14 protein-coding genes and 2 pseudogenes are annotated in these 12,301 nt (G+C 31.3%); 15 read left to right on the top strand and 1 reads right to left on the bottom strand.

Annotated elements, in window-relative coordinates; genetic code table 11:
- The first annotated feature begins 14 nt into the window (after positions 1–14).
- The 3 genes from ODU41_RS05730 to ODU41_RS05720 all read left to right on the top strand — a co-directional run bounded on the left by ODU41_RS05730 (position 15) and on the right by ODU41_RS05720 (position 1,821).
- Positions 15–110, top strand: a complete 96-nt coding sequence (locus tag ODU41_RS05730) for a 23S rRNA methyltransferase attenuation leader peptide (protein WP_010722831.1) — start codon at positions 15–17, stop codon at positions 108–110.
- A 124-nt stretch (positions 111–234) separates the two neighbouring features.
- Complete coding sequence (gene erm(B) / locus ODU41_RS05725; protein ID WP_002321849.1) at positions 235–972, top strand: 23S rRNA (adenine(2058)-N(6))-methyltransferase Erm(B); 738 nt, start codon at positions 235–237, stop codon at positions 970–972.
- 198 nt (positions 973–1,170) lie between these two features.
- A complete protein-coding gene (locus ODU41_RS05720; RefSeq protein ID WP_039139170.1) occupies positions 1,171–1,821 on the top strand; it encodes a type A-9 chloramphenicol O-acetyltransferase in 651 nt (216 codons plus the stop codon).
- Between the two features lie 98 nt (positions 1,822–1,919).
- Here the strand turns inward: ODU41_RS05720 and ODU41_RS05715 are convergent, their stop codons facing one another.
- Positions 1,920–2,402: a TnsA endonuclease N-terminal domain-containing protein gene (locus ODU41_RS05715; RefSeq protein ID WP_398578751.1), complete on the bottom strand. Its 483-nt coding sequence runs from the start codon at positions 2,400–2,402 to the stop codon at positions 1,920–1,922.
- Between the two features lie 307 nt (positions 2,403–2,709).
- Here ODU41_RS05715 and ODU41_RS05710 point away from each other — a divergent pair, with 307 nt between their 5' ends.
- The 12 genes and pseudogenes from ODU41_RS05710 (at position 2,710) to tet(L) (ending at position 11,972) form a co-directional block, all read left to right on the top strand.
- The gene (locus tag ODU41_RS05710) at positions 2,710–3,606 is read left to right on the top strand and encodes a ParA family protein (protein WP_002304405.1); all 897 of its coding nucleotides are present in this window, start codon (positions 2,710–2,712) and stop codon (positions 3,604–3,606) included.
- A 91-nt stretch (positions 3,607–3,697) separates the two neighbouring features.
- A complete protein-coding gene (locus ODU41_RS05705) occupies positions 3,698–3,913 on the top strand; it encodes a peptide-binding protein (RefSeq protein ID WP_001835296.1) in 216 nt (71 codons plus the stop codon).
- 16 nt (positions 3,914–3,929) lie between these two features.
- Positions 3,930–4,016, top strand: a pseudogene (locus tag ODU41_RS05700) (antitoxin); the annotation flags it as partial.
- 91 nt (positions 4,017–4,107) lie between these two features.
- The gene (locus ODU41_RS05695; protein ID WP_398578750.1) at positions 4,108–4,488 is read left to right on the top strand and encodes a hypothetical protein; all 381 of its coding nucleotides are present in this window, start codon (positions 4,108–4,110) and stop codon (positions 4,486–4,488) included.
- Positions 4,489–4,495: 7 nt separating this feature from the next.
- Positions 4,496–5,800, top strand: coding sequence for a S8 family serine peptidase (locus ODU41_RS05690; protein WP_341783275.1), 1,305 nt, complete (start codon positions 4,496–4,498; stop codon positions 5,798–5,800).
- A 40-nt stretch (positions 5,801–5,840) separates the two neighbouring features.
- Positions 5,841–6,539 (top strand): response regulator, encoded by a 699-nt coding sequence (locus ODU41_RS05685; protein WP_172087419.1) that lies wholly within the window; start codon positions 5,841–5,843, stop codon positions 6,537–6,539.
- Positions 6,517–7,881, top strand: coding sequence for a sensor histidine kinase (locus ODU41_RS05680; protein ID WP_398578749.1), 1,365 nt, complete (start codon positions 6,517–6,519; stop codon positions 7,879–7,881). The genes ODU41_RS05685 and ODU41_RS05680 overlap by 23 nt, the downstream gene beginning before the upstream one ends.
- A 169-nt stretch (positions 7,882–8,050) precedes the next feature.
- Positions 8,051–8,752 (top strand): ABC transporter ATP-binding protein, encoded by a 702-nt coding sequence (locus ODU41_RS05675; protein ID WP_000452012.1) that lies wholly within the window; start codon positions 8,051–8,053, stop codon positions 8,750–8,752.
- On the top strand, positions 8,745–9,482 hold the full coding sequence (locus ODU41_RS05670) for a lantibiotic ABC transporter permease (protein ID WP_000181737.1): 738 nt from the start codon (positions 8,745–8,747) through the stop codon (positions 9,480–9,482). Before ODU41_RS05675 ends, ODU41_RS05670 begins: the two co-directional genes overlap by 8 nt.
- On the top strand, positions 9,460–10,146 hold the full coding sequence (locus ODU41_RS05665; RefSeq protein ID WP_398578748.1) for an ABC transporter permease: 687 nt from the start codon (positions 9,460–9,462) through the stop codon (positions 10,144–10,146). The genes ODU41_RS05670 and ODU41_RS05665 overlap by 23 nt, the downstream gene beginning before the upstream one ends.
- Before the next feature lie 367 nt (positions 10,147–10,513).
- Positions 10,514–10,561: pseudogene (locus ODU41_RS05660) on the top strand (tetracycline resistance efflux system leader peptide); the annotation flags it as partial.
- Positions 10,562–10,595: 34 nt separating this feature from the next.
- Positions 10,596–11,972 (top strand): tetracycline efflux MFS transporter Tet(L), encoded by a 1,377-nt coding sequence (gene tet(L), locus ODU41_RS05655; RefSeq protein ID WP_024399185.1) that lies wholly within the window; start codon positions 10,596–10,598, stop codon positions 11,970–11,972.
- The last annotated feature ends 329 nt before the right edge of the window (positions 11,973–12,301 follow it).

Genomic DNA, 12,301 nt, shown 5'->3' with positions numbered 1-12,301 from the left:
AGGAGGGATTCGTCATGTTGGTATTCCAAATGCGTTATCAAATGCGTTATGTAGATAAAACATCTACTGTTTTGAAACAGACTAAAAACAGTGATTACACAGATAAATAAATACGTTAGATTAATTCCTACCAGTGACTAATCTTATGACTTTTTAAACAGATAACTAAAATTACAAACAAATCATTTAACTTCTGTATTTATTTACAGATGTAATCACTTCAGGAGTGATTACATGAACAAAAATATAAAATATTCTCAAAACTTTTTAACGAGTGAAAAAGTACTCAACCAAATAATAAAACAATTGAATTTAAAAGAAACCGATACCGTTTACGAAATTGGAACAGGTAAAGGGCATTTAACGACGAAACTGGCTAAAATAAGTAAACAGGTAACGTCTATTGAATTAGACAGTCATCTATTCAACTTATCGTCAGAAAAATTAAAACTGAATACTCGTGTCACTTTAATTCACCAAGATATTCTACAGTTTCAATTCCCTAACAAACAGAGGTATAAAATTGTTGGGAATATTCCTTACCATTTAAGCACACAAATTATTAAAAAAGTGGTTTTTGAAAGCCATGCGTCTGACATCTATCTGATTGTTGAAGAAGGATTCTACAAGCGTACCTTGGATATTCACCGAACACTAGGGTTGCTCTTGCACACTCAAGTCTCGATTCAGCAATTGCTTAAGCTGCCAGCGGAATGCTTTCATCCTAAACCAAAAGTAAACAGTGTCTTAATAAAACTTACCCGCCATACCACAGATGTTCCAGATAAATATTGGAAGCTATATACGTACTTTGTTTCAAAATGGGTCAATCGAGAATATCGTCAACTGTTTACTAAAAATCAGTTTCATCAAGCAATGAAACACGCCAAAGTAAACAATTTAAGTACCGTTACTTATGAGCAAGTATTGTCTATTTTTAATAGTTATCTATTATTTAACGGGAGGAAATAATTCTATGAGTCGCTTTTCATTCTTTTAGAAAGTAACAATCAGTTCAACAAACGAAATTTGAATAAAGTGAGATGTTTTTAAGATATATATTTATGTTACAATAATATTGACTTTTAAAAAAGGATTGATTCTAATGAAGAAAGCAGACAAATCAGCCTCCTAAATTCATTTTAGATAAAAATTTAGGAGGCATATCAAATGAACTTTAATAAAATTGATTTAGACAATTGGAAGAGAAAAGAGATATTTAATCATTATTTGAACCAACAAACGACTTTTAGTATAACCACAGAAATTGATATTAGTGTTTTATACCGAAACATAAAACAAAAAAGATATAAATTTTATCCTGCATTTGTTTTCTTAGTGACAAGGGTGATAAACTCAAATACAGCTTTTAGAACTGGTTACAATAGCGAGGGAGAGTTAGGCTATTGGGATAAGTTAGACCCACTATACACAATTTTTGATAGTGTATCTAAAACATTCTCTGGTATTTGGACTCCTGCAAGGAATGACTTCAAAGAGTTTTATGATTTATACCTTTCTGATGTAGAGAAATATAATGGTTCGGGGAAATTGTTTCCCAAAACACCTATACCCGAAAATGCTTTTTCTATTTCTATTATTCCATGGACTTCATTTACTGGGTTTAACTTAAATATCAATAATAATAGTAATTATCTTCTACCCATTATTACAGCAGGAAAATTCATTAATAAAGGTAATTCAATATATTTACCGCTATCTTTACAGGTACATCATTCTGTTTGTGATGGTTATCATGCAGGATTGTTTATGAACTCTATTCAGGAATTGGCAGATAGGCCTAATGACTGGCTTTTTTAATATGAGATAATGCCGACTGTACTTTTTACAGTCGGTTTTCTAATGTCACTAACCTGCCCGTATTGTATAAAATCGACAAAAAAGATGCTTCTCCTTCTTTAGTGATGGCACCATTTAGTTGAAAAAACACGCTCTATTTCAAATTTTTCTAATACACGTTTATCCATTAATTCATTTTTATATTTCAATGTTCTAGCAAACTTTTTAACTTCTGTATTGTTCCTAGTTGTTACTAAAAAATCTGTTGTCATCACTATTGGTTCTCCACTTTTAAGGTCTGTGGGGTGTTTAATTCCTAATTCATTTGCAATAATAATCGTTTCCTCAATTGGTAGCAAAGGGTACTGTTCTTGAATATCTTCAACTAAATCGGAATATTCCAATAAATAAAAGTAATTTCGTTCTAAATCTGAAAGAAATTCAAATTGTCTTGGAATCTTATGTCCTTTTAATCGAGTAACCCTTCCCAATGAAGGTACATCCTGAATAGTTATCCATGGTTTATAATCGATTCCAATACCTTGTCCGTAACCCTCTTTCATTTTTTTCTCATACGAACTTGAACGTTTTCTTTTAGCCATATACTCCCTCCACCTTATTAATTTTTAATTCTAAAAAAAAAACAACCTCTTATGGACATCATACCCATAGAGGTTGCTTTAATCAAACTTTATTATAAAAAATCAAACTTTGTTTTAAATGAACGAACTTTATTATAAATGATCAATCTTTTTTATAAAACTACATTAGAATCGCTTTAGGAAACACGATCCAGTCCAATAATCGTCGATAAAAACTTTTGAAAAAGGTTGGTGAAATTACCTACTTTTGGAATAATCACAAATCACAAGTGATTAATCACAAATCACTTGTGATTTGTGATTCCTAATGATACAATATTACTATACAAAAAAAGAATGGGGCGTAGTTATGGAGAAGGAAGAACTCAAAATACTTGAAGAATTAAGACGTATTTTAAACAGTAAAAATGAAGCGATTGTTATCTTAAACAATTATTTTAAAGGTGGTGTTGGAAAGTCAAAATTATCGACTATGTTTGCTTACTTGACAGACAAATTTAATTTAAAAGTTTTAATGATCGATAAGGACTTACAAGCAACATTGACAAAAGACTTAGCAAAAACATTTAAGGTAGAATTGCCACGTGTTAATTTTTATGAAGGACTGAAAAATGGAAACTTGGCTTCTTCTATTGTTCATTTGACTGATAATTTAGACTTGATCCCTGGCACGTTTGATTTGATGTTACTGCCAAAATTAACTCGCTCATGGACTTTTGAAAATGAAAGTAGATTGCTTGCTACTCTTTTAGCACCTTTAAAAAGTGACTATGATCTCATTATTATTGATACTGTACCAACGCCAAGCGTTTATACAAATAATGCAATCGTGGCAAGTGATTACGTTATGATCCCTTTACAAGCAGAAGAAGAAAGTACAAACAACATTCAAAACTATATTTCCTATTTGATTGATTTACAAGAACAGTTTAACCCTGGACTAGATATGATCGGTTTTGTTCCTTATTTAGTTGATACGGACAGCGCAACGATAAAATCAAACCTGGAAGAACTGTACAAGCAACATAAAGAAGATAACTTGGTTTTCCAAAATATTATCAAGCGAAGTAATAAAGTAAGTACCTGGTCTAAAAACGGAATTACAGAACACAAAGGCTATGACAAAAAAGTTTTATCCATGTATGAGAACGTATTTTTTGAAATGCTTGAGCGAATCATTCAATTAGAAAACGAAAAAGAATAGAATCACAAATCACAAGTGATTAATCACAAATCACTTGTGATTTGTGATTGTTGATGATAAAATAAGAATAAGAAGAAATAGAAAGAAGTGAGTGATTGTGGGAAATTTAGGCGCACAAAAAGCAAAACGAAATGATACACCAATCAGTGCAAAAAAAGATATAATGGGAGATAAGACGGTTCGTGTTCGTGCTGACTTGCACCATATCATAAAAATCGAAACAGCAAAGAATGGCGGAAACGTAAAAGAAGTTATGGATCAAGCCTTAGAAGAATATATACGGAAATATTTACCTGACAAACTTTAAAAGGAGTGAAAATGAAATGGCAGTTACGTATGAAAAAACATTTGAAATAGAGATCATTAACGAATTATCGGCAAGCGTTTATAATCGAGTATTAAACTATATACGATCATGAAAAAGAATCTTGGGTTAATCAATGGTTATGTGAAAATATTATAAGTGAAAAAGATGGAAGTTATCAGCATTCGTTGACTATCATGAAAGATTTTAATAATCAAAACATAATTAACTACATTGCTCATTTCAATAGTTATAATATTTTGAAAAAAGGTTCTCACTTGTCGGGTGCATATAAGAGACAAGTTTTTACAAAAGAAAATACACGATTTATTGGTGTAAAAAATATAAATTCTGTTGAAGGATCGAAAAATCGTTTATTGACAGATTTTAATTGTGAACCAAATTTTTTATTAGATAATGATTCACATGATATTGATTCAGTCGGAAAGAATAATATGTGGATAAAAGGTGGAAAGATTTCTTTTAAAATGTTCCAAGAAGCTTTGCTTGATTACACTGTATCAGTAAGTTTATTTGAACCAAATTTTGAACAAAAGTCTTATTGTTATATTAGCTAGCGGTTCTGTGTCATCAGGAGTAAGTGCTAATGAAAATAAGGAAATTAGTTATAATGTTTTAGTTAGTGAAAATAAATCTATTGAGGATGTAGAAGATGTTTTACAAAGTCAAGGAATTAAAGTTACTGATAAAATACCTGAAATAAATTTTTTAACTATTTCTACCGAAAAAAGTGAAGATACAATAAAAAAAGAAAACTCTAATTATATTGATGACATAGTTATAGATAATACTATGACTGTAAAGCCTAATATTACTTATTTGTATGGGGACAAGGTTTATACAAATACTAATTTAGATTTTTGGGGAAATCAGTGGGATATGCAAAAGAGTATTAGTACTGGAAGTAAATTTCAACATAAGTCTTCTGGTAAAGCAACAATTGGTGTAATAGATTCTGGTATTACATATGATAATCCAGATATTTATTCACACATTATTTCAGTACAAAATTTCACATCAGATTTGGAAACAGGAATAGTTGATAACCAAAATGTTGTAGATAAAATTGGCCATGGGACCTCTGTTGTGGGACAAATTTCATCAAGTGGAGAATATTTAGGGATAGCACCTGACATGAAAATACGAATGTATCGTGTTTTTGATGAAGGGAATGCTCAAGACCAATGGATTCTCAAAGCGCTCATTCAAGCAGCAAAAGATGATGTTGATGTTATTAACCTTAGTTTAGGAGAATATTTGTTAAGAGATTCCACTGATGAAGATGATGATACAGCTTTGATCAATATCTATCAACGGGCAATTAATTATGCTCATAATCAAGGTTCCGTTGTCGTTGCTTCAGTAGGTGATGAAGGGATGGATTTACAGAATCAAGATGAATTAAAAAACTATCTTGGTAGTTTAAGAGGAAAAGATTATAGTCAAGTTGATGGAACTGTACAAGATATTCCGGCTGAATTAGACAATGTTGTTACAGTTGGTTCAGTAGATGATAATGATCTTGTATCTAGTTTCTCAAATCAAGGGAATGGCGACATTGATATCTATGCAACAGGAGGTGGAAGTCAAGCGCTTTCTAAAGTAGGATATGATAAATGGGTAGCTGATAAATTATATGAAAAAGAATGGATTCTTGTTCCAACGCTTGAAGGAAAGTATACATATGCATATGGGACTTCAATTTCGACTCCTAAAGTCTCTGCAGCTTTAGGATTGATTATAGAAAAGTATAATTTGAAGGACCAACCAGATGAAGCTATTCGAATTTTATATGATAATTGTTTTCTTAGTAATAATGGAAACAATGGACAAATTAGGCTACTAAATATTACAAATTTTGTGCAATAATAGTGTAAAATAGTAGTATGAGATAAAAGAGGTACCTAGTATGTATAAGATTTTGGTAGTTGATGATGATTTTGAAATTGTAAAATTGATGCGAACAATTTTAGAAATGAAAAACTATAATGTGACGACTTATCAAGAAGTTAGGCTTCCTATAAAAATAAGTGATTTTGATGGATTTGATTTAATATTGCTTGATGTTATGATGCCAAATGTTGATGGTCTGCAAATCTGTAAACAGATTCGTAAATCAGTATCCTCTCCGATTATTTTTGTCAGTGCAAAAGATTCTGAAGATGATATTGTATCTGGCTTAAATCTCGGTGGTGACGATTATATCACAAAGCCATTTAGTGTTAATCAACTAGTTGCTAAGGTTGCAGCGCATTTAAAACGAGAAGAACGTTATAGAAATGCTGAATCTAATGAATCTGTTATTCGAGAATTATTTCCACTAACATTTTACCTTCAAGAAAAACTCGTGTGTGTTAATGGTGAAGCTATTTCTCTTACTAAAAGGGAATATGATATTTTAGAGCTATTATCTAGTAAGACAAATAAGGTTTATACAAGAGAAGAAATCTATGAATGTGTCTATGATGATGAAGCAGATGCATTATTTCGTTCAATTTCGGAATACATTTATCAAATTAGAGTCAAGTTTGGTTCCTATGGAATTAATCCCATTAAAACAATAAGGGGGATGGGATATAAGTGGAATGATGAAAAGATATTCAATTAATAAGCGGATTTTAAGGACAGTTCTTGAAATAGTGATTGGTACAGTTGCAAATGTTATTATGTTGCTTGTATTGAGCTACGTTCTTATTTTTACAGGTCAGTTGAATACATATGGAACAGACTATCATATTTCAATTAGTGATAGTAAATCTGCTAACGGTATTAAGAATCAAATGGATTACTCTGTCTTTGATTATGTATTGTTTGATAGCGATAATGGCGAATTGGTCTCTGGAAAATATCAAAAACAGGATTTACAACATTATAAAGAAGTTTTTGATACTGGAAGTTCGGTTAGCGAGGGTTCTATATTGTTTACAGAATATGAAAACTCAGATTTTATTTTGGTTATTAGAAGACCAACAGTGCCCGAATTTGTAAATCAAAACTTTCGACATATTTCCTATAATTTAGTCTCTTATTTGTTTTTTATAGTGCTAGAATTACTACTCATCTCTATCTCCGTTATCAGGCTCTTAAGAGAATTTACAAAAAATTTTCGTTTAATTGAAAAAATATCTCTGAATATGGGAATATCAGGAATGGATATTAGACGTAAAGAAACTGAAATCTTAGAATGTAATAACATTTTATTGACGCTTTATCAAAAAGACGAAGAGTTGACAAAGTTATTAGAAATGGAGAAAAAAGATAAAGAAGATTTGTCATTTCAAGTTGCTGCATTAGCACATGATATTAAAACACCATTAACTGTTTTAAAGGGGAATATCGAGTTGCTTGAGATGACTAATCTAGATGAAAAACAATTAGATTTTATGTCCTCAATAAATCATAGTGTTGGTATATTTGAAAAGTATTTTAATTCAATGGTTAATTACTCAAGGTTGCTAATTGAGGATAAGAATTATCAGGAAGATATTGAATTAGCAAAATTTCTTGATGAATTATCATTAGAATGTCGAGATATTATGTCTTCAAAAAAAATTAATTTTCAAATAGTTAATGAATCCCATACCAGAGTGATTAAAGGAAATCGTCTCAACTTAGATCGAGCTTTGATAAATATCTTATCTAATGCGACTAGATTTTGTTCAGAAGAGGGCAAGGTGGTACTGACTATATCTGAAAGTTCTAACTTTATCAGTTTTGAGATTTGGAATAATGGTTTACCATTTACAGAAGAGTCTCTTAAAGATGGAGGAAAACTTTTTTACACAGAGAATAAAGGAAGAAATGATAAGCATTACGGAATAGGACTTTCATTTGCTCAAAAGATAGCTATGAGACATCAAGGTCAATTAATACTCTCAAATCCACAAAATGGTGGTGCACAGGTCACTTTATTAATTAAAAAAATTTTACGGGCTGGTCAAAAAGCCTAATATAAACAAAAACGCATGAAATCTTTCATTTACAAACGTTGATTTTATGCGTTTTTTTGTTTCGAAAATTTGAAAAAATCAATGAGATATCGACTTTTTGCTCAATTTTTTTCTGAACAAATACTGAAATTTCTTTTGTATTATAATAAAAGAAATGGAGGCAGAAAAAATGGAAGTTATCATTCAAAATCTAAGAAAAAGCTATAAAGACAAAGAGGTTTTAAAAGACGTTTCATTTAAAATTGAAGAAGGTACTATTTGTGGTCTTCTGGGAGTAAATGGGGCTGGGAAATCCACCATTATGAAAATTCTTTTTGGGTTAGAAAGAGCTGATAGTGGAGAAGTCATTTTCAATGGAAAGCATAAGGATATTGTAGAAGAAAATAGATTTGATATTGGAGCGTTGATAGAATCTCCTGCTATCTATTTGAATCTTTCTGCATTTGACAATTTAAAAACACGAGCATTGCTACATGATATTCCAGATGAAAGAATTTATGAGGTACTTCAGTTGGTTGGTTTATCTGATACTGGAAAAAAGAAGGCAGGGCACTTTTCATTAGGAATGAAGCAACGACTTGGTTTAGGAATGGCAATTATTACCAATCCTGATTTATTAATTTTAGATGAGCCAACTAATGGTCTAGATCCAGATGGGATAAAAGAATTGCTAAATTTAATTAGGGATCTAAAAAAATCTGGAATGACAGTCCTCTTGTCCAGCCATCAACTAAGTGAAGTCAGCAAAATTGCGGATCAAATCGTTATACTGAATCAGGGCAAGATTTTTTACGATGATATTAATAAGAATTCAAATGATTTAGAAAAACTATTCTTTAGAATTGTCCATGGAGGTGATGGAAATGACTAATATTTTTAAATCTGAGTGGCTGAAGCAAAAATCTAGTTCTGATAAAAAATTACTAATCCTTATTCCTTTGCTAGCAATTTTTATAGCTTTCATACTAGCAGGACCTCTCAATTTAGAAAGTTTTTCAATTTATTGGTGGGAGGGAGGATTCCTTTTCACTCTCCTTGGGTTATTGTTTTTAGCTGATTATAGCGCGGAGGAGAATGCAGGTGCGTTTCAAAATATTAGCTTGGGTAGATATACGTTTACTATTTATTTAGCGAAGATACTGTTGAAGTTCAAGGATGTTTTGATTTCAACCTTTATTTTTACGATAATATTTTATGGCATCTCATTTCTTTTTTCAGGTGTGATATCAGTAGACATTGGTAAAGATTTGATTTGTTTATTACTTATTGGTGTTTCTTCTGCTTGGGTATTACCACTATTATATTTTCTAGCAAAGTGGATAAATCCCTACTTGTTGTTGGCTACAAATTCTCTTATTTGCTTATTAGTTGCTCCTCTAATAGCTCAGACATCGGTTTGGTTCATATTTCCTTATACTTATCACTATAAAATTGCTTATGCTCTTTTACATTTAAAACCCTCAGGTGATTTAGAGGCAGCATTAAGTGGAGTTGAAATATCGACAATTTTAATATCAGTATCTCTTTCAATCTTAGTTTTTGTGAGTTTCCTTAGTTTGTTGAAGTGGAGGATAACTAATGAACAAAATTCTAAAAAGTGAGTTGCTAAAGTTGAAAGGCTCTCTTACTTTAAATCTTATTTTAATTTTATCAATTATTCAATTATTCACAATTCCTCTTTATTTACAGTTTACAAATAATTCAGTTGTAATTGAAAATATCATTTTTTTACCTATGTTAGGATATTGTATATTAGCATCAATTTTCTCTATTTTTCTTCATGAACAAGAGGAAAAAGCAAATTTCTTTCAAAATATTAAAAGCGAAAAAAATAGTGGAATTATTTGGGGAATAAAGCTTATTTCGACAGACTTACTTATGGTTTTATTGGGAGTTCCAGTTTGGATAGTGGTAGGAGTTGAATTTAATAGACTCTCTTACTTTGCGTATGTTGGTGTGATTACTTGGTTATTATTAGTCTTACTTAACCATTTCCATATGTTACTTAGTCTTATCATGGGAAAGGGAGGGAATCTAGTAATTTCTTTTATCGAATGTCTGTTTATTATATTTGCAACCAATAAAGTATTTTTAAATATCTTCTGGTTGCCTATCGTTTTACCTGTTAATATGATCCTAGAAATTGGGAAAAATGAAATTTTTATGATTCTAGTATACTTAAATGGTTTTATCATATTATCGTATTTTTGTAATTTAGCTGTTATGAATAATGTTGAAATTCAAAAAATATGTAAAAAGAGGTAAATTGGTTAGAGGTCACTAAAAGAGTAGAATACAAAATCTCTTAAGGAAAAGTTAATTAGTGATTTTAGAGAAGACATGACATATGGTTTTAATACTACCGCGGAATTTGAAAATATAAAAACAAAAGATAATCTTGGTTATTTAGATGGAATAATTGGAATTCTGTTAACAATGATCGAACTAAATAACTTAAAGGTTACAACAAATTGGCAAAGGGCACTCTTATTATTTGATGATGTTATAAAGGAGGTGAAGTAGCATGAGGAAAATTTTATTTAGCTTAGTTGTTCTTATTGTAATTTGTAGTTTATATGTGGTAAAATGTTTTAATCAAGTTTAGGAGGAATTAATTATGAAGTGTAATTAATGTAACAGGGTTCAATTAAAAGAGGGAAGCGTATCATTAACCCTATAAACTACGTCTGCCCTCATTATTGGAGGGGTGAAATGTGAATACATCCTATTCACAATCGAATTTACGACACAACCAAATTTTAATTTGGCTTTGCATTTTATCTTTTTTTAGCGTATTAAATGAAATGGTTTTGAACGTCTCATTACCTGATATTGCAAATGATTTTAATAAACCACCTGCGAGTACAAACTGGGTGAACACAGCCTTTATGTTAACCTTTTCCATTGGAACAGCTGTATATGGAAAGCTATCTGATCAATTAGGCATCAAAAGGTTACTCCTATTTGGAATTATAATAAATTGTTTCGGGTCGGTAATTGGGTTTGTTGGCCATTCTTTCTTTTCCTTACTTATTATGGCTCGTTTTATTCAAGGGGCTGGTGCAGCTGCATTTCCAGCACTCGTAATGGTTGTAGTTGCGCGCTATATTCCAAAGGAAAATAGGGGTAAAGCATTTGGTCTTATTGGATCGATAGTAGCCATGGGAGAAGGAGTCGGTCCAGCGATTGGTGGAATGATAGCCCATTATATTCATTGGTACTATCTTCTACTCATTCCTATGATAACAATTATCACTGTTCCGTTTCTTATGAAATTATTAAAGAAAGAAGTAAGGATAAAAGGTCATTTTGATATCAAAGGAATTATACTAATGTCTGTAGGCATTGTATTTTTTATGTTGTTTACAACATCATATAGCATTTCTTTTCTTATCGTTAGCGTGCTGTCATTCCTGATATTTGTAAAACATATCAGGAAAGTAACAGATCCTTTTGTTGATCCCGGATTAGGGAAAAATATACCTTTTATGATTGGAGTTCTTTGTGGGGGAATTATATTTGGAACAGTAGCAGGGTTTGTCTCTATGGTTCCTTATATGATGAAAGATGTTCACCAGCTAAGTACTGCCGAAATCGGAAGTGTAATTATTTTCCCTGGAACAATGAGTGTCATTATTTTCGGCTACATTGGTGGGATACTTGTTGATAGAAGAGGTCCTTTATACGTGTTAAACATCGGAGTTACATTTCTTTCTGTTAGCTTTTTAACTGCTTCCTTTCTTTTAGAAACAACATCATGGTTCATGACAATTATAATCGTATTTGTTTTAGGTGGGCTTTCGTTCACCAAAACAGTTATATCAACAATTGTTTCAAGTAGCTTGAAACAGCAGGAAGCTGGTGCTGGAATGAGTTTGCTTAACTTTACCAGCTTTTTATCAGAGGGAACAGGTATTGCAATTGTAGGTGGTTTATTATCCATACCCTTACTTGATCAAAGGTTGTTACCTATGGAAGTTGATCAGTCAACTTATCTGTATAGTAATTTGTTATTACTTTTTTCAGGAATCATTGTCATTAGTTGGCTGGTTACCTTGAATGTATATAAACATTCTCAAAGGGATTTCTAAATCGTTAAGGGATCAACTTTGGGAGAGAGTTCAAAATTGATCCTTTTTTTATAACAGGAATTCAAATCTTTTTGTTCCATTAAAGGGCGCGATTGCTGAATAAAAGATACGAGAGACCTCTCTTGTATCTTTTTTATTTTGAGTGGTTTTGTCCGTTACACTAGAAAACCGAAAGACAATAAAAATTTTATTCTTGCTGAGTCTGGCTTTCGGTAAGCTAGACAAAACGGACAAAATAAAAATTGGCAAGGGTTTAAAGGTGGAGATTTTTTGAGTGATCTTCTCAAAAAATACTACCTGTCCCTTGCTGATTTTTAAACGAGCACGAG

The organism is Streptococcus sp. 2022WUSS083, from assembly GCF_044427155.1.
In the GTDB taxonomy this organism is placed as follows: Bacteria; Bacillota; Bacilli; order Lactobacillales; family Streptococcaceae; genus Streptococcus; species Streptococcus hashimotonensis.
The sequence above is the reverse complement of the archived record's forward strand: the minus strand, read 5'-3'. Positions and strand labels throughout refer to the sequence as shown.

Bases quoted from the DNA above. Each gene is read 5' to 3' on its own strand.
- ODU41_RS05730 (WP_010722831.1), top strand. From the start codon at position 15: ATGTTGGTATTCCAAATGCGTTATCAAATGCGTTATGTAGATAAAACA.
- ODU41_RS05675 (WP_000452012.1), top strand. From the start codon at position 8,051: ATGGAAGTTATCATTCAAAATCTAAGAAAAAGCTATAAAGACAAAGAG.
- ODU41_RS05710 (WP_002304405.1), top strand. From the start codon at position 2,710: ATGATACAATATTACTATACAAAAAAAGAATGGGGCGTAGTTATGGAG.
- ODU41_RS05670 (WP_000181737.1), top strand. From the start codon at position 8,745: ATGACTAATATTTTTAAATCTGAGTGGCTGAAGCAAAAATCTAGTTCT.
- ODU41_RS05685 (WP_172087419.1), top strand. From the start codon at position 5,841: ATGTATAAGATTTTGGTAGTTGATGATGATTTTGAAATTGTAAAATTG.
- ODU41_RS05680 (WP_398578749.1), top strand. From the start codon at position 6,517: ATGATGAAAAGATATTCAATTAATAAGCGGATTTTAAGGACAGTTCTT.
- ODU41_RS05695 (WP_398578750.1), top strand. From the start codon at position 4,108: ATGAAAGATTTTAATAATCAAAACATAATTAACTACATTGCTCATTTC.
- ODU41_RS05715 (WP_398578751.1), bottom strand. From the start codon at position 2,402: ATGGCTAAAAGAAAACGTTCAAGTTCGTATGAGAAAAAAATGAAAGAG.
- ODU41_RS05665 (WP_398578748.1), top strand. From the start codon at position 9,460: ATGAACAAAATTCTAAAAAGTGAGTTGCTAAAGTTGAAAGGCTCTCTT.
- ODU41_RS05720 (WP_039139170.1), top strand. From the start codon at position 1,171: ATGAACTTTAATAAAATTGATTTAGACAATTGGAAGAGAAAAGAGATA.